The organism is Cohnella sp. OV330 (assembly GCF_900112065.1).
In the GTDB taxonomy this organism is placed as follows: Bacteria; Bacillota; Bacilli; order Paenibacillales; family Paenibacillaceae; genus Cohnella.
Genome location: NZ_FOKE01000018.1, coordinates 1 through 16,250 on the forward strand (window position 1 = coordinate 1; position 16,250 = coordinate 16,250).

General features: G+C 57.4%; 23 protein-coding genes. 2 read left to right on the forward strand and 21 right to left on the reverse strand.

Annotated features, from left to right (window positions below; all coding sequences use genetic code 11):
• Positions 1-288 precede the first annotated feature (288 nt).
• A complete protein-coding gene (locus tag BM235_RS29640) occupies positions 289-513 on the reverse strand; it encodes a hypothetical protein (protein WP_090117878.1) in 225 nt (74 codons plus the stop codon).
• A 113-nt stretch (positions 514-626) separates the two neighbouring features.
• Entirely contained in the window at positions 627-1,235 is a 609-nt protein-coding gene (locus tag BM235_RS29645) for a stage II sporulation protein M (protein WP_158544146.1), read from the reverse strand.
• 120 nt (positions 1,236-1,355) lie between these two features.
• Between BM235_RS29645 and pdaB the strand changes: the two genes are divergently transcribed.
• Positions 1,356-2,141 carry a polysaccharide deacetylase family sporulation protein PdaB gene (gene pdaB / locus BM235_RS29650; protein WP_090117880.1) on the forward strand — a complete coding sequence of 262 codons (786 nt, stop codon included), beginning with the start codon at positions 1,356-1,358 and terminating at the stop codon, positions 2,139-2,141.
• 14 nt (positions 2,142-2,155) lie between these two features.
• Here pdaB and BM235_RS29655 read toward each other — a convergent pair whose 3' ends face one another.
• Positions 2,156-2,779: a KinB-signaling pathway activation protein gene (locus BM235_RS29655; RefSeq protein ID WP_158544145.1), complete on the reverse strand. Its 624-nt coding sequence runs from the start codon at positions 2,777-2,779 to the stop codon at positions 2,156-2,158.
• A 132-nt stretch (positions 2,780-2,911) separates the two neighbouring features.
• On the opposite strand from BM235_RS29655, the gene gerD reads away from it, so the two are divergent.
• Positions 2,912-3,598 carry a spore germination lipoprotein GerD gene (gerD, locus tag BM235_RS29660; RefSeq protein ID WP_090117882.1) on the forward strand — a complete coding sequence of 229 codons (687 nt, stop codon included), beginning with the start codon at positions 2,912-2,914 and terminating at the stop codon, positions 3,596-3,598.
• Positions 3,599-3,674: 76 nt separating this feature from the next.
• On the opposite strand, the gene BM235_RS29665 is transcribed toward gerD, so the two are convergent.
• The 18 genes from BM235_RS29665 to rplO all read right to left on the reverse strand — a co-directional run bounded on the left by BM235_RS29665 (position 3,675) and on the right by rplO (position 16,239).
• Positions 3,675-4,802, reverse strand: a complete 1,128-nt coding sequence (locus BM235_RS29665) for a P-loop NTPase (protein ID WP_090117883.1) — start codon at positions 4,800-4,802, stop codon at positions 3,675-3,677.
• 106 nt (positions 4,803-4,908) lie between these two features.
• A complete protein-coding gene (cwlD, locus tag BM235_RS29670) occupies positions 4,909-5,715 on the reverse strand; it encodes an N-acetylmuramoyl-L-alanine amidase CwlD (protein ID WP_255374660.1) in 807 nt (268 codons plus the stop codon).
• Positions 5,716-5,785: 70 nt separating this feature from the next.
• Positions 5,786-6,964 carry a sulfate adenylyltransferase gene (gene sat / locus BM235_RS29675; RefSeq protein ID WP_090117884.1) on the reverse strand — a complete coding sequence of 393 codons (1,179 nt, stop codon included), beginning with the start codon at positions 6,962-6,964 and terminating at the stop codon, positions 5,786-5,788.
• Between the two features lie 30 nt (positions 6,965-6,994).
• Positions 6,995-7,687 carry a phosphoadenylyl-sulfate reductase gene (locus BM235_RS29680; RefSeq protein WP_090117885.1) on the reverse strand — a complete coding sequence of 231 codons (693 nt, stop codon included), beginning with the start codon at positions 7,685-7,687 and terminating at the stop codon, positions 6,995-6,997.
• Between the two features lie 153 nt (positions 7,688-7,840).
• Positions 7,841-8,233 carry a 30S ribosomal protein S9 gene (gene rpsI, locus BM235_RS29685; protein ID WP_090117886.1) on the reverse strand — a complete coding sequence of 131 codons (393 nt, stop codon included), beginning with the start codon at positions 8,231-8,233 and terminating at the stop codon, positions 7,841-7,843.
• Positions 8,234-8,253: 20 nt separating this feature from the next.
• On the reverse strand, positions 8,254-8,691 hold the full coding sequence (gene rplM / locus BM235_RS29690; RefSeq protein ID WP_090117887.1) for a 50S ribosomal protein L13: 438 nt from the start codon (positions 8,689-8,691) through the stop codon (positions 8,254-8,256).
• 253 nt (positions 8,692-8,944) lie between these two features.
• The gene (gene truA, locus BM235_RS29695; protein WP_090117888.1) at positions 8,945-9,748 is read right to left on the reverse strand and encodes a tRNA pseudouridine(38-40) synthase TruA; all 804 of its coding nucleotides are present in this window, start codon (positions 9,746-9,748) and stop codon (positions 8,945-8,947) included.
• A gap of 226 nt (positions 9,749-9,974) precedes the next feature.
• Complete coding sequence (gene rplQ, locus BM235_RS29700; protein WP_090117889.1) at positions 9,975-10,340, reverse strand: 50S ribosomal protein L17; 366 nt, start codon at positions 10,338-10,340, stop codon at positions 9,975-9,977.
• Between the two features lie 44 nt (positions 10,341-10,384).
• Complete coding sequence (locus BM235_RS29705; protein WP_090117890.1) at positions 10,385-11,329, reverse strand: DNA-directed RNA polymerase subunit alpha; 945 nt, start codon at positions 11,327-11,329, stop codon at positions 10,385-10,387.
• Between the two features lie 187 nt (positions 11,330-11,516).
• Positions 11,517-11,915, reverse strand: a complete 399-nt coding sequence (rpsK, locus tag BM235_RS29710) for a 30S ribosomal protein S11 (RefSeq protein ID WP_090117891.1) — start codon at positions 11,913-11,915, stop codon at positions 11,517-11,519.
• A gap of 19 nt (positions 11,916-11,934) precedes the next feature.
• Positions 11,935-12,303 (reverse strand): 30S ribosomal protein S13, encoded by a 369-nt coding sequence (gene rpsM / locus BM235_RS29715; protein WP_090117892.1) that lies wholly within the window; start codon positions 12,301-12,303, stop codon positions 11,935-11,937.
• Between the two features lie 19 nt (positions 12,304-12,322).
• Complete coding sequence (gene rpmJ, locus BM235_RS29720) at positions 12,323-12,436, reverse strand: 50S ribosomal protein L36 (RefSeq protein ID WP_003333770.1); 114 nt, start codon at positions 12,434-12,436, stop codon at positions 12,323-12,325.
• An 84-nt stretch (positions 12,437-12,520) separates the two neighbouring features.
• Positions 12,521-12,736, reverse strand: coding sequence for a translation initiation factor IF-1 (gene infA, locus BM235_RS29725; protein ID WP_090117962.1), 216 nt, complete (start codon positions 12,734-12,736; stop codon positions 12,521-12,523).
• A gap of 2 nt (positions 12,737-12,738) precedes the next feature.
• Positions 12,739-13,047, reverse strand: coding sequence for a KOW domain-containing RNA-binding protein (locus BM235_RS29730; protein ID WP_090117893.1), 309 nt, complete (start codon positions 13,045-13,047; stop codon positions 12,739-12,741).
• A gap of 9 nt (positions 13,048-13,056) precedes the next feature.
• Positions 13,057-13,809, reverse strand: coding sequence for a type I methionyl aminopeptidase (gene map, locus BM235_RS29735; RefSeq protein WP_090117894.1), 753 nt, complete (start codon positions 13,807-13,809; stop codon positions 13,057-13,059).
• A gap of 6 nt (positions 13,810-13,815) precedes the next feature.
• Positions 13,816-14,460 carry an adenylate kinase gene (locus BM235_RS29740; RefSeq protein ID WP_090117895.1) on the reverse strand — a complete coding sequence of 215 codons (645 nt, stop codon included), beginning with the start codon at positions 14,458-14,460 and terminating at the stop codon, positions 13,816-13,818.
• 37 nt (positions 14,461-14,497) lie between these two features.
• Positions 14,498-15,796, reverse strand: a complete 1,299-nt coding sequence (secY, locus tag BM235_RS29745) for a preprotein translocase subunit SecY (protein WP_090117896.1) — start codon at positions 15,794-15,796, stop codon at positions 14,498-14,500.
• The gene (gene rplO, locus BM235_RS29750) at positions 15,796-16,239 is read right to left on the reverse strand and encodes a 50S ribosomal protein L15 (RefSeq protein WP_090117897.1); all 444 of its coding nucleotides are present in this window, start codon (positions 16,237-16,239) and stop codon (positions 15,796-15,798) included. The genes secY and rplO overlap by 1 nt, the downstream gene beginning before the upstream one ends.
• Positions 16,240-16,250: the final 11 nt, after the last annotated feature.

Here is a 16,250-nt window from a genome sequence, read left to right on the forward strand (position 1 = left end):
CGAAAGGCTTCAGCGTCCGTTTGTTTTAACGCTCGATGTTCAGTTTTCAAGGAGCAATCTCGTTCGTCGCTCGCGACATTGCCTCGCAACGGCGACTTTTATAATATATCACAGCGGGCCCAGACCTTGCAACTTGTAAGATATGTAAATCATCTTATTCTTTGCCGCAAGCGCTTGTCCGCTCTCCCCTTCAGGAGGGGCGTTAGATAATTTATCACATTCCGTCGTAAATCGTCAACCCTTAATTTCGCTATCTTTTAATCTTTATTTCGCCGCGTTGATGGCCCTTCAAGAGCGTTGATTGCGAAGCCCCGACGCATACCTGGACAGCTCCCTCGGCGCCGCGATCCTCGCATACATTCTAAAGATCGTCTTGTACCTCTTAAAGATCGCTTCCTTCACGGGACCTTCCATTCTCCGGTCTCCCAGATCAAGCAGCATCTCGTCGAGTTCCTTGCGAAGCATATAGTCAAGCTCTCTGCATTCCTTGTCGTTGAACATCATTCCCAGCATACTACCGTAGGCCTCCTGTGCAATCCCAGCATCGCGTGCGGCGGTCCGCCTTTAAGCGTTTTACTGTTATGCACCAATTCAGCCTGATTTATGACAGAGAACTACGCAAAAAATCAGGACTTCACCAGATAAAGCGTCAGCGTGCTCTCGATCGCCGCCGCCGCAAGCAGCAAAAGCGCCACCACGACATAGATCGCTACCGAGCCTTTCATCGCTTCGGCGAATCTTGCCCAAGGCGTTGGCTTGCCCGTCAAGGAACGTCCGATGCCCTGCAGCAGCCGAACGCCAAGCAAAATGCCGTATGCACCCGCGAGAAATACGGCCGGCAGCTCCAGTATGCCGTGCGGCAATATTCCTTTCACGATCAACGACCAAAGGTCGGCACCTTCATTCGCCAACTGTCCGAACAGATAGCCCATGACCAATCCGTTTAACGCCAGCGTAAACAACGGCATGATGCATACCGCAATCCCGAGGTACATCGCGAATGCCGTAGCAACGAGATTGTTGACAAGAATCAGCCAGAACATCGAAAGGCTCACATTGTCGGATTCATTAGCCTGCTTGGCGATTTTGCTTATGCCTTCGAGCTGTCTATCCAGCCAGCCGATGTCTCCGTTCGACATGGCGCCGACGAACAGGCCGGCCAAAAAGATGACGGCTGCCGCCCAGAAGTAAGGCTTGACGTCGGTCCACGCTTGCAGAAGCGTTTTTTTGATCAAATTGAATCTCCCCTTCGCGACCGTATCATAACTTGCCATGGGTCAAGCATACATTGCAATTAGAACAAGCTGTAGCGTCCAAGCCTTATTCTAACTTCTAATCGAGAGGGGATCGGAATCATGAACTACTTTTTCGTATGGAGCGGCCGCCGCATCAAGCGGTACTTTTTCCTCACGCTCGCCGTATTGCTGTCCGCGGGGGTGATCTGGACCGAAAGGGACAATATCAGCGTATTCGCCCCGCATCCGCCGGCTGCCGTATACAGCGTGCCGACGGACCGCAAAATCGTCGCGCTGACGTTCGATATTAGCTGGGGCGATAAAAGAGCGCAGCCGATTTTGGACATCCTTAAAGAGAAGAACGTGAAAAACGTGACGTTTTTCCTCTCTTCGCCTTGGAGCAAGACGCATCCGGACATCGTCCAGAACATCGTGGACGGCGGCTATGAGATCGGCAGTCACGGCCATAAGCACGTGAATTACAGCCAACTGAGCGACGATGAGATCCGCAAGCAGATCCAAACCGCGCACGGCATGCTTTCCGACCAAACCGGCAAAAGCCCGAATCTGATCCGGATGCCGAACGGCGACTTCGACAAGCGGGTATTAAGAATCGCGGAGGACATGAATTACAAAGTCATTCAATGGGATACGGATTCGCTGGACTGGAAAAACCCCGGCGTCAACACGATCGTGCAGCGCGTCGTGACCAAAGCCCACCCCGGGGACATCATTCTGCTGCATGCCAGCGATTCCTGCCTCCAAACGCATGAAGCGCTGCCGCAAATCATCGATCAATTGCGAGCCAAAGGGTATGAATTCGTCACGGTCTCCCAGTTGATGAGCCAGACGGACACCAAAGGACACACGGTTCAAGACAAGCAGACGTGGAACCAAGTCGCCTAATTGCCGATGAGCCGCTAGTGGCTTCCCGCTTCGGTCTTGACCTTCTGCGCCGTGCCCGGCACGGTCAATATATGGTGCAGACGCAGAATCTGATACGCGTTGCAGACGAAGATCGGTACCAACGTAAACGTCAGCTGCGTCCACAGTCCCCCTGACCTGAAGCCGGGCAAGCCCTCGATCGTCGTGACGGCGATCATGAAAAACAGGGTCGGGATCCAAGCGCCCGCCGTCGTCTCCTTCGCCTTGCGCCAGGCGACCGCGAGCGCCCCGGCCGACAGCAGAAGCGGCACGATCCAAAACGCATGGGGCGGAAACTCGCTGTCATGCGTCCAGTATACGATCTCCGCCAGCACGAATAACGCCACGAAGCCTTGAAGCGCCACCCACAGATACGGACGCTTGATAATACTTCGGGCAATGTAGTTAAGCATTAGGTACGCAAAAAAGCCCATATGCGCGAAAGCGCCGAACGAAAGGCCCGCCAGCGCCATCATAATCAAATTAAACGCCCAGCCTCGCGCGCCGCCGATTTGAAAATCCGGGTCGCATACCATCATCACGACGCCGGTAATCAAAGCGGCTCCGCCGCCGATGAGGATCGTCGTGCCGAACAAGGTCATCCATTTACGCAAATTCAATTGTATTCCTCCCCCGTCAGTACACAAACATTTTACCATGTCCGCCCCAAAAAGCCATGAAGTCTTCCTTATAATCGGCCTCCGGAAGTCGCATACTACGATCAAATTACCGGAAAGGGTGATGATCGCATTATGCGGCTTCGCTTGTGGTGGACCGGCCTCGCCCTCACGGCCGTCATCCTGCTCTCTTCCTGCGGTCCGGAATCCAGCGCCAGCAGCGAGCAGATGAGCTATAAAGACGTCAAATCGATGGTGATCGACATCCTGGGCTCCCAGGAAGCGCAAGAAGCACTGGATAAAGCATCGACGGAAAAGTACGGAACCAGCTCCCTGCACGCGCAATCCTTGACGCCTTCCGACCAGGAACAGATCCGGACGGCCGTGAAGGACGTGCTGACCTCTTCCAATTATTCGAAGGTGCTACGCGAGATCATGACCGACACGAAGTTCGCGGGCGAATTCGCCAAGGCCGTCAGTAAGGACAACAAGCAGATCCACAAAGAACTGCTCAAGGATCCGACATATCAACAGGAGCTCGTGAGCGTATTTAAAACGGGCGACATGAAAACCGTGCTGTTCGAGACGACCAAGACGGCCGAATACCGCAAGCAAATGATGAGCGCGGTCGGCGAAGCGATTCAAAATCCGGTGTTCAAGCTTGAGCTCATGAAGATCCTGCAGGACGTCGTCAAGGAAGAACTGACGCCGAAGCCTGAAGATTCTAAAGGCGGATCGTCATCAGGCGGCGGGGAAAGCGGCGGCCAAAGCGGCGGCGGCGAAGGCGGCGACCAACAGTCCGAAAGCGGCGGCGGCCAATAACTTGTACGCATGAAGAACGAGGAACGCTGCAAAAAAACAACCGTCGGCGCAAGATGCGCCGGCGGTTGTTCTTGTTTTATTTGCCGCAGCGGGCAATGACTTCGTCCGCGAGGGCTAAATATTCACGGCCAGTCGGATGGTCGGCTTTGTATACGGACGGCGAGTAATCCGGCTCAGAAGGATGATTGTCCGGCGCGCCCAGCGGAAATTGCGCAAGCAGCGACGTATGCAGCGTATCGGCCAGCATGCCGCCGCCGCCTCTTCCGAACACATAATCGCGCTCGCCGTTTTTCTCGTACCAAGCCATGTTTTCGACGACGCCGATGATTTCGTGCTCGGTCTTGATCGCCATCGCGCCGGCTCGCGCAGCGACGAAGGCCGCGGTCGCATGTGGCGTCGTCACGATGATCTCCTTGCTCTTCGGCAGCATCTGATGCACATCCAGCGCGATATCGCCCGTCCCCGGCGGCAGATCGAGCAGCAGGTAATCGAGCTCGCCCCAGTCGATATCGGCAAAGAAGTTGCGAAGCATCTTCCCGAGCATCGGTCCGCGCCAGACGATCGGGCTGTTGTCCTCGACAAAAAAGCCCATCGACATAATCTTGACGCCGAACCGTTCGATCGGCTTGATCTTGTCGCCGACCTGCTCCGGCCGCTCTTCGATGCCCATCATGTCCGGCACGCTGAAGCCGTAAATATCGCCGTCGATCAATCCGACGCGCTTGCCGCGGCGTGATAGCGCGACGGCCAGGTTCACCGTCACCGTAGACTTGCCTACGCCGCCCTTGCCGCTCGCAATGGCGATGGAGACGACATCGCTGTCCGGTCTCAGCAGCGGATTGTGCTCCAGTCCCGCGCTGTGTCCCTTGACCGGCGCCGCCGCCTCTTTCTTCGCCCCGGCCGCTGCCGCAGCCTCTGCTTGTCCGCCCTCGCGGCGCGAATGCGCCTCGCTCTGCTCATGCTCCGTCATCGTCCGAATCCGCACATGAGGCTTGCCCGCATGGATGGCGGCTAATGCCGCCGCGATCTCGGACTCGAGACGCGCCGCCTCCGCGATGCTGTCCGGATGGAGCACGGCCGTCAGCGAGATGCCGGTGTCGCGGACGACGATATCCCTGAGCAAGCCCAACCGGGCAAGAGGCTGCTTCAAGGATGGATCTTCTAGCCCCTTTAGCGCCTCGATTACTTCTTCTCTCGTTGCCATTCGCGTTTCCAACCTCCAACCGTTGCGCGTTATCTTGAGTGTCCATTATAGCACAATCGCGCGCGGCGAATGTGTGTCCGAGCGCTGCGTCTTCGTATCGAAATTTCTAATCGACGGCCTTAGACGGTGCCGACTTGCCCTCTCCCTCGGCGTATCTGAGAATGCCTCTATAGAGGGCTGCCGCTACCTTCGTCTGATACGCTTTACCGGCAAGCAGGCGCGATTCCTCGGGATTGGACAAAAAGCCGACTTCGACGAGTGCCGCCGGCATCTTCAACGCCTTCAAGAGATATACGTTGTCCTTGGTCAGCGCCACGCGATTCGTGTTGCCCACGGACTCCCGGATCTCGGCTTGCACTAATGTCGCGAGTCGAGCGCCTTCCGCGTTGGACGGATAATAAAACGTCTGCGCGCCGGACCACTTGGCCGAAGGTACGCTATTCATATGGATCGTGAGGGCAAGATACGGATTTTTCCCGTTAATCGTCGCGGTCCGATTAATCAGATCCTGGGTTTTCCGCTTCGAATAGCCCTTAACTTCGGACCCCGCCAGATCATGATCGCCCTCGCGCGTTAAATAGACGACCGCTCCCGCTTGTTGAAGGTAATCGCGCAGCTGCAGCACGAGCGCCATGTTGATATCTTTCTCGATCAAGCCGTCGCGGCTCACCGCGCCTCCGTCCACGCCGCCGTGTCCGGCGTCCAGCACGACCGTCTTGCCCGTGAGCGGCGTCTTCAAATAGCTCTGACCTCCGGTCTCCAGCGCAGGAATCTCCGCCCATAGCAGAGCGCTAAGAAGCGCGACAAGCCCTGCCACGGCCCCGAGACGTACGGCTCCTTTGCGGGTGATCCATACGATGATTCTCATGGGATGTTTGTTGCGCGAATAACGGTGCCGCTCGATTTGCCGCATTATAAAAACCACCCTGTCCATTTGATGTACGATACATCTTATGGGACAGGGTGGTTATTTATGATCGGACTTAACGGGCAGCCGTCTCGGCGGACGCCGACATGCCTTCGATCAGGATCTGAGCGACTTCGGGTCTCGAGAACTCAGGCGGCGGGCAAATGCCGTCGCGCAGCAAAGCGCGAACCTTCGTGCCGGACAGCGTCAGATGCTCTTCTTTGTCGTGCGGGCACGTTTTGCTCGAAGCCATGTTGCCGCATTTCTTGCAGAAGAAGCTGTGCTCGAAAAACAGCGGCGTAATGCCGAGCTCGTCTGCCGCAAAGGATTTGAGCAGATCTTGCGCTTCATACGTACCGTAGTAATCGCCAACGCCGGCGTGGTCGCGACCGACGATGAAGTGCGTGCAGCCGTAGTTTTTGCGGACCATGGCATGGAAAATGGCCTCGCGGGGACCCGCATAGCGCATCGCCGCCGGGAAGACGCCCAGGAAGACGCGATCTTTCGGATAGTAGTTCTCGAGCAAGGCCACGTAAGAGCGCATGCGAACGTTAGCCGGTACGTCGTCGGACTTGGTCTCGCCCACGAGCGGGTTCAGGAAGAGCGCGTCGACGATCTCCATCGCGCACTTCTGGATGTACTCGTGCGCGCGGTGAACCGGATTGCGCGTCTGGAAGCCGACGACCGTGCGCCAGCCCTTCTCCGCGAAGATCCGACGCGTCTCGGCCGGGTCGAAGTAGTATTCGCCGAACTTCTCCGGCTGCGGACGGTTCAGCACCTGAATCGGGCCGCCGACGTAGACGTTCGGACGCTCCATCAGCTTGACGACGCCCGGATGAGCCAGATCGTCGGTCTTGAACACTTGTAGCGCTTCGTGCTTCTTGTCCGGCGTAAAGATGCTCTCGATATCGATGATGCCGTACACGATGCCATCTTGATCTCCGACGAGCGCAACGCGATCGCCGACCGCGAGGTCGCCTGCCTGCTCCTCGTTCACCGTCAGCGTGATTGGAATGCTCCATACCGTGCCGTCAGCGAGACGCATACGGTCGACGACGCTCTTGTAATCCTGCTCGTTCAAAAAGCCTGTCAGCGGACTGAATGCGCCGACGCCGATGAGATCGAGGTCAGAGATCGTCCAAGCATTGACGGGGATCGACTTGAGACTGCCGGCTTGCGCGAGCAGTTGCTCTCTCGTAGCACCTTCAAGCACGCGGTTGACCAATACGCCGCCGTGCGGCTGAATCGTACTCATTAGAATGTTGCTGCTCCTTTCGAAAGCCTTTTATTTGTGCAGACCGCATTCGGTCTTCTCTTGACCGGCCCAGCGTCCGGCGCGCGGATCTTCGCCGGGCATGACCTGGCGCGTGCAATATTCGCATCCGATGCTCGGATAGTGGTTGTCGTGAAGTGCATTATAGATAATATTGTTGGAACGGATGTAGTTCCATACGTCGTCGCTCGTCCACGAGGCGATCGGATTGAACTTCACCAGGCCGAACTTGGTGTCGTATTCGACCTTCTTAGCGTTGGCGCGCGTAGGCGCCTGATCGCGGCGAATACCCGTGATCCAAGCTTCGTATTGGCCCAGAATGCGGGTCAGCGGCTCGACCTTCCGGATATTGCAGCAGGCATTGGCGTCAGCCTTCCAGAGTTCGGGACCATGCTGCTCGGCCTGCTCTTCAGGCGTGATGAGCGGACTGACGCGGACGAACTCCAGGTTATAATAAGCCGCGAGCTTGTCGCGAGTCTCGTACGTTTCTTTGAAGTGAAAATCGGTGTCCAGGTAAAAAATATCGGTCTTCGGACTGATCTTCTGCAGCATATCGACCAGTACGACGTCCTCCGCGCCGAAGCTGCAGGCGAACGTGATGTTCGGGAACGTCTCGACCGCCCAACGGATAACCGTCTCCGGAGAAGCATGCTCGAATTCTTCCGCTTTTTCGCGGATGAGCGCTTCTTTTTCAAGCAAATTCATTTTCACTACCCCCTGTTGACAAGTAGGTGATGCAATTCGATGCTTTAGTCTAAAAAATTATACGCTTCCTGATCGGAATATACAAGAATAAAATCGGCATAAAAAAGCCTCGACGAGCGTCCGAAGACGCCGCAGAGGCTTGAAGAGCAAGGATTAACGCTTGGAGAACTGAGGCGCACGGCGTGCAGCCTTGAGTCCGTACTTCTTACGTTCCTTCATGCGCGGATCGCGCGTCAGGAAGCCGGCCTTCTTCAGCGAGCCGCGAAGCTCTGGATCGGCCTTCAGAAGAGCGCGGGAAATGCCGTGACGGATCGCGCCGGCTTGACCGGCGATGCCGCCGCCGTTGGCCAATACGATGATGTCGTATTTGCCGGTGGTCTCGGTCAGGTTCAGCGGTTGCTTAACGATCAGCTTCAGCGTCTCCAGACCGAAGTACTCGTTGATGTCGCGCTTGTTGATCACGATGCGGCCTTCGCCGGGCACGAGACGTACGCGCGCTACCGAATGCTTGCGTCGGCCAGTTCCGATGTATTGCACTTGAGCCATTGGTAGGTCCTCCCTCTCGATTAACCGCGAAGTTCGTAAACTTCAGGTTGTTGTGCTTGGTGCGGGTGCTCAGGGCCAGCGTATACCTTCAGCTTCGTCTGAAGCTGGTGACCGAGCTTGTTCTTCGGCAGCATGCCGTAAACGGCAAGCTCGATGATGCGAGCCGGCTTCTTGGCGATCATGTCGCCGGCCGTCGTCGTCTTGAGGCCACCCGGGTAGTGCGAGTGCGTGTAGTACTTCTTTTGTTGAAGCTTCTTGCCCGTGAGGACAATCTTCTCGGCGTTGACGACGATGACGAAATCGCCCGTATCGACATGCGGCGTGAACTCCGGCTTGTGCTTGCCGCGGATCAGCGATGCCGCTTCGGTAGCCAGACGACCCAGCGTCTTGCCTTCAGCGTCGATGACATGCCACTTGCGTTCAACTTCGTTCGTCTTCGCCATGTACGTTGTGCGCATGTTACTTCCTCCTTCAATCCTGCTCTTATCCGTGATCGGCCTTCAGGCCTCATCGATTGCGTATCTTCGGGAAATGCTAATGTTCACGATGTCCGCTTCTGCGTCTCCATCTTCGGGAAGGAGCGCGCGCGGCGCGAGACCGGCCGCTTCGCGTATTCTTCATCGGGGCCGTGGGAAGCCATGAAGAACACACAATGACTATTGTACATGATATCCCTGGGCGCCGCAATACTAAATCATGCAATTTAACGCATTAATTATAAGGCGGCTTCCAGTTCAATCCCCACTCGGGTCCGTACTCGACGCTGCACATCGTTAGACCGTACGGTACGGCCGTGGGACCGCTCCTTGCTCGGTTCTTGGCGGAGAGAATGTCGGCGATCTCTTCCGGCCTTCGCTTGCCTTCCCCGACCTGCAGGATCGTCCCCGCGATGATTCGCACCATATTATACAGAAATCCGTTTCCCGAAACCGTAATATGCGCGACCCCTCTACCGGCCTCCTCGCTGCCCGCCGAATCCGTTTCGACGCTTAACGAAGCCTCGTAAAGCGTACGGACATGGTGCGGCTTCGTGGAGAGCGGCGAGGTGAAGGACGTAAAATCGTGTTCGCCCAGCAAATGCTTCAGCCCCTCCCGCATCGCCTGAAAATTCAGCGGCGCAGGATGGTGGAAGACGCGATGCCTGGCGAATACGTCCGGGAAGCGGAATGAATTGATGGAGTAGCGGTAGGTTTTGCGAACGGCGCAGCGTCGGGCGTGAAAATCGGCCGCCACTTCGACGGCGGCATGAACGACGATATCGTTCGGCAGCCGCGAATTTAGCGCGACGGCCCATCGCTCGGCCGGGATGCTGGACGTCGTATAGAAATTGGCGACTTGCCCTAGCGCATGAACGCCTGCATCGGTACGCCCGGAGCCCGTCAACTTGACGCGCTCGCCGGAGAGCATACGAATCGCCTCTTCCAACTTGTCCTGCACCGTATTCCCGCCGGGCTGGCTCTGGAAGCCATAATAACCGGCCCCGTCGTAGCTGATTAGCAGCGCGATGTTGCGCATGCGCCATTCCTCCTCGTGACACAAAAAAAGGATGTGCCGAAAGGGTAGCATTCGGTCCATCCTTTTTTGAATTCTAAGCCTATTCATGCCGAAGCATCGTCAGCCTGGAATTCTCGGCGTGAACGGACAATCGCCTCCCGAAGGAGGGCGAAGCCGTTTACGTTCGCGCAACGGCTTCTCGTCTGAACGAGAGAGGTCGAAACCGAAGCGCTTGCCGCCGCAGAATTTACGCGCGGTCGACGAGCTCGAGGTACACCATCGGAGCGGAGTCGCCCCGGCGAGGTCCCAGCTTCAGGATGCGCGTATAGCCGCCTGCGCGCTCCGCGTAACGCGGCGCGAGATCGGAGAACAGCTTTTGAATCGCGTCCTGCTCGCCGTTCAGCGTCTCGCGACGCACAAATGCAGCCACTTGGCGACGGGCATGCAGGTCGCCGCGCTTAGCCAGCGTGATCAGCTTCTCGGCGATGGAGCGAACTTCCTTCGCCTTCGCTTCCGTCGTTTGGATACGTTCATAGAGGAACAGGTCGGTGACCAGGTCACGGAAGAGCGCCTTCCGCGAGCTCGAATCACGACTCAGTTTCTGGTATGCCATCTGTTATTCCCTCCTTGTCGCTTGATGCGGTCTTGTCAGGTCTTCTATTCTTCGAAGCGAAGACCCAGACCGAGTTCTTCGAGCTTCTCTTGCACTTCCTCCAAAGACTTGCGGCCCAGGTTGCGGACCTTCATCATGTCTTCTTCGGTCTTGGTGATCAGCTCTTGAACCGTGTTGATACCGGCGCGCTTCAGGCAGTTGTAGGAGCGAACGGAGAGATCGAGCTCTTCGATGGTCATCTCGAGCACTTTCTCCTTCTTATCCTCTTCCTTTTCCTTCATCGTCTCGGTGTCCTTGGCTTCGTCCGTAAGGCCGACGAACAGCGACAAGTGATCCGTCAGGATCTTGGCGCCCAGACTGACCGCTTCTTCGGGCCGGATGCTGCCGTCGGTCCATACTTCAAGCGTGAGCTTGTCGTAGTTGGTAACTTGACCGACGCGGGTATTCTCGACCTTATAGTTAACGCGGGTAATCGGCGTGTAGATCGAATCGATCGGAATGACCCCGATCGGCTGATCTTCCTTCTTGTTGCGATCCGCCGGGACGTAGCCGCGTCCCTGTCTGGCGAAGATGCGCATGTGAAGGCGCGCACCGGAAGCCAGCGTGGCGATATGCAGATCCGGATTAAGGATCTCCACGTCGCTGTCTGCCCGAATATCTCCGGCCGTGATGATGCCCTCGCCTTCAGCGTCGATCTCCAGCACCTTCTCCTCGTCGGAGTGAATCTTCAGGGAGAGGCGCTTGAGATTGAGGATGATCTCGGTGACGTCCTCAATCACGCCAGGAATGGTGGAGAATTCATGAAGCACGCCATCGATTTGAACCGAAGTGACGGCGGCGCCTGGCAGAGACGACAGCAGAATCCGGCGAAGGGAGTTGCCGAGCGTCATGCCATAGCCGCGTTCGAGCGGTTCCACGACGAAGCGTCCGTACCTCTTGTCTTCTTGAATCTCCACCGATTCGATCTTTGGCTTCTCGATCACAATCACAACCAAACCCTCCTTCAAAACGTCGCTGCGTTGCTGACGTTGCCGTTTGTTCGCCCCGTCCGGTCATCCGGGATGACGCACAGTCCCTCAACCAGTATAACCGAATTGGGCAAACCATGTAGTATGCCTAACCATTACAACCATTATTCACAAGTTGTTTTTGTTTGATACCACATAGTGGCGCATATTATACGCGGCGACGCTTCGGAGGACGGCAGCCGTTGTGAGGGATCGGCGTTACGTCTTTGATCATGCTGACTTCAAGACCAGCGGCTTGCAGGGAACGGATCGCGGCTTCGCGGCCGGCGCCAGGGCCCTTGACCATGACTTCGACGGCGCGCATGCCGTGTTCCATCGCTGCGCGGGCAGCAGTCTCGGCTGCCATTTGCGCGGCGAACGGCGTGCTCTTGCGCGAGCCTTTGAAGCCCATGTTGCCGGAGCTGGCCCAGGAGATCGCGTTGCCGTGCGGATCCGTGATCGTAACGATCGTGTTGTTGAACGTCGAGCGGACGTGCGCGACGCCGGACTCGATATTTTTCCGATCGCGGCGTTTCGTGCGGACAACCTTCTTGCCTTTTTGTGCCATGCTGATTTATCCTCCCTTCTTACTTCTTCTTGTTCGCTACCGTACGACGCGGACCTTTGCGCGTGCGGGCGTTCGTTTTCGTACGTTGGCCGCGGACAGGCAGGCCGCGACGGTGACGGACACCGCGGTAGCAGCCGATTTCGATCAGGCGCTTGATGTTCAGCGCGATCTCGCGGCGCAGGTCGCCCTCGACCTTTTGCGTCTTGTCGATCGCATCGCGCAGACGAGCGAGCTCGTCTTCGGTCAGGTCGCGAACGCGAGTGTCGGGGTTGATTTCTGCCGTAGCAAGAAGCTTCTGGGACGTCGTCTTGCCGATCCCGAAGATGTACGTCAGGGCGATTTCCACGCGCTTGTCGCGCGGGAGGTCAACACCACTAATACGTGCCATATGTTAGGAGCACCTCCTCTTAGCCTTGTTTTTGTTTGTGCTTCGGATTTTCGCAGATAACCATTACGTTACCCTTGCGGCGAATAACTTTGCATTTTTCGCAAATGGGTTTGACCGATGGTCTCACCTTCATGGTAATAGCCTCCTAAAGTGTGCGGCGGCGCTGACGCTTGATGCATCATGCTGCCGTCACGTGTGGTTCGGTAGACCGGAAGAACTATTTGCGGTAAGTGATGCGGCCTCGCGTCAGATCATACGGCGAGAGCTGGATCACGACCTTGTCGCCCGTCAGGATCCGGATGAAGTGCATCCGGAGCTTGCCGGAGACATGAGCCAGAATCTCATGGCCGTTCTCTAGCTTCACCCTGAACATCGCGTTCGGCAGCGGTTCGACGACCACGCCTTCCACTTCGATTACGTCCTCTTTGGCCACCGTCATTCTCCTTTCTCTTCAGCATGCGCTTCGAGCCGCCTCATGGCAGTGACGACGGCGTGCTTGAGCTTGCCGTTGGTCACGCGTCCGGTGTCCCGAATGCTGCTTGCGACTTCGTCGCTCACGATGCCGACCGATTCGAGATGCAGCACGTTTTTGCGCTTCGGCCGGTCGAACCGGCGCTTGTCGCCGTCCGCGACGATGGCGAACCGTTCGTCGGCTAGGGCGATGACCACCGCCAGCTGACCTTCGTCTTTGCCGCGGCGGCTCCTCACGACTTCCCCTGGCGACAGCGATGGCGTCTCCGTCATGGCTGTCGCCTAGTCTTCCGCACGGGTCAGAATCTCGAACCCGTCCTCGGTTACGGCGATGGTGTGCTCAAAGTGCGCGCACAGCGAGCCGTCCACCGTCACGACCGTCCAGTTGTCCGAGAGGGTCCGCACGTAGCGCGAGCCCAGGTTCACCATCGGTTCGATGGCGAGCACCATGCCCGGCTTGAGGCGCGGCCCTCGGTCGGGCACGCCGTAGTTGGGAATCTGCGGTTCTTCGTGAAGTTCGCGTCCGACGCCGTGTCCGACGTATTCCCGCACGACCGACATGCCCGCCTCTTCGATCACCTTCTGGATGCCGTGTGACACCGTGAACAGCCTGACATCCGGCTTCACTAGCGCAAGGCCTGCGTACAGCGAAGCTTCGGTCACCTCGAGCAGACGCTGCGCGTCCGCTGAGATGGTACCGACGCCGTAGGTCCAGGCGGAGTCGCCATGGTAGCCCTTGTACTGCGCGCCGATGTCGATGCTGATGATATCGCCCTCTTGAAGCACCCGGGGACCGGGGAAGCCGTGCACCAGCTCTTCGTTGACCGATGCGCAAATGCTGGATGGAAAACCGTTATAGCCTTTGAAAGACGGAACCGCGTCCTGGCTGCGGATGTACGCGTCGGCGATCCGGTCAAGCTCGGCGGTCGTCACGCCCGGGCGCACAGCTTCTTTCATGAGCTGATGCGTCTTCGCGACGATCTCTCCGGCCCGTCTCATCAAGTTCAGTTCCGATTCGGACTTGCACACGATCATGGCCGGTTACCCTCTGAGGAGGGAGGAAATATCGGCCGTAACCGCGTCGATGTCCTTCTCCCCGTCCACTTCTCGGAGCAGCCCTTTGCCTTCGTAGTAGGCAAGCAGCGGAGCCGTCTTGCTCGTGTATTCATCCAGCCGGGTGCCGACCTTCTCCTCCGTATCGTCGGAGCGCTGATACAGCTCTCCGCCGTCCTTGTCGCACACGCCTTCGACTTTGGGCGGATTGAACAGGACGTGATACGTAGCGCCGCAGGTCCGGCAGATCCGCCTGCCCGTCAGGCGCGCGAGCAGACGATCGCGGTCCACCTTCAGGTTCACGACATGATCGATCTTCTTGCCGAGTCCGGCGAGAATCTCGTCAAGCGCTTCGGCCTGCGCCAGCGTGCGGGGGAAGCCGTCGAGCAGGAATCCCTTGTCGCAGTCGGCCAGGGACAAACGGTCCTTGACGATGCCGTTGGTGACTTCGTCCGGCACGAGGAGGCCTTGATCCACGTACTTCTTGGCTTCGACGCCAAGCGCGGTGCCTTCCTTCATCGCCAGACGGAATGCGTCGCCGGTCGAGATGTGCGGCACGCTAAACGAATCGACGATGCGCTCCGCCTGCGTGCCTTTGCCGGCCCCAGGAGGACCCATAAACAGGATGTTCATTGCCGTACCTCCTGAATGTCCCTCATTTTGAAGCAGCTTACTTATTGATGAACCCCTTGTAGTGACGCTTGATCAGGTTGCTCTCGACCTGCTTCATCGTCTCGAGCGCGACGCCGATGACGATCAGCAGCGACGTGCCGCCCAGCTGAACCGACTTCGGAAGACCGAAGGCAGAGCCGAAGATGACGGGAAGGATCGAGATGACAGCCAGGAACAGCGCCCCGGCGAGGGTGATGCGGGTGATGACTCTCATCAGGTAGCCTGCCGTCGGCTTGCCCGGGCGAATGCCTGGGATATAACCGCCGTTCTTCTTCATGTTGTCCGCGAGCTGTTGCGGGTTGAACTGCACGAACGTGTAGAAGAAGGTGAACCCGACAATCAGCAAGATATAGAATACCATACCGAGCGGCTTGTCGTAGTACAGGTGGCTAATGATCCAGTTGGCCCAAGTGTGACCGGCCCAGAATTGGGCGATCGTGATCGGGAACATCAGGAGCGACGAAGCGAAGATGACGGGAATGACGCCCGCGCCGTTAACCTTAAGCGGGATATGCGTCGACTGGCCGCCGTACATCTTCTGTCCGACTACGCGCTTGGCGTATTGGACCGGAATCTTGCGTACGCCCTGCTGGACGAAGATAACGCCGACGATGATCAGCAGGATCACGATCAGGATGATGACCATCTTCAGGACGGCCCAGAAGATCTGGTCGCCGTTCACGAATTGGTCCTGATAGATCTCTTGGATATACGTCGGAATTCGGGAGACGATCGCCGCGAACATCAGAATCGAGATGCCGTTGCCGATGCCCTTCTCGTTGATCTGCTCGCCGAGCCACATCAGGAAGGCCGTACCGGCCGTAAGCACGATGGCGATCAGGATATAGGTCGCCGGCGACGGATCGATGACCATCTTCGCGCTGTAGATACGGTTAAAGCCGATCGAGGTCGCGAAAGCTTGGATCAAACCGAGGACAATCGTAAGGTAACGGGTCAACTGCGCCGACTTGCGCTTGCCGATCTCGCCTTCCTTCGCCCACTCCGCGAGCTTCGGAATAACGTCCATGGAGAGGAGCTGCACGATGATCGATGCCGTAATGTACGGCATGATCCCGAGCGCGAAGATCGAGAAATGGAACAGCGCGCCGCCCGAGAACGTATTGAGCAGGCCGAACAGCTCATTGCTTTGCTGATTGGCCTGTTCGAGCACGCTCTTGTCGATGTTCGGCACCGGGATAAAGGAGCCGACGCGATAGACGAGCAGTATGAAAAGCGTGAATAGGATCCTCTTGCGAAGGTCCTCGACCTTCCAGATGTTGCTCACGGTAGCGAACATTAGATCACCTCGGAGTTACCGCCGGCGGCCTGGATTTTTTCAGCAGCGGATTTGGAGAACTTGTGGGCTTTAACGGAGATAGCTGCAGTCAGCTCGCCGTTGCCCAGAATCTTGATGCCGTCCTTAGGGTTCTTTACGATCCCTTCGGAGAGCAGCAGTTCCGGCGTTACTTCCGTGCCGGCTGCGAATCCGCTCAGTTGATCCAGGTTAACAATCGCGTATTCCGTAGCAAAACGGTCGTTGTTGAAGCCGCGCTTCGGGAGTCTGCGGTACAACGGGTTTTGACCGCCTTCGAAGCCGGGGCGTACGCCGCCGCCGGAACGAGCGTTCTGGCCTTTGTGGCCGCGCGTGGACGTCTTGCCCATGCCGCTGCCGATGCCGCGACCGACGCGTTTGCGGCTGAACTTGGATCCAGTTGCAGGAGAAAGTTCATGCAATTTCATCGTTCGTCGCA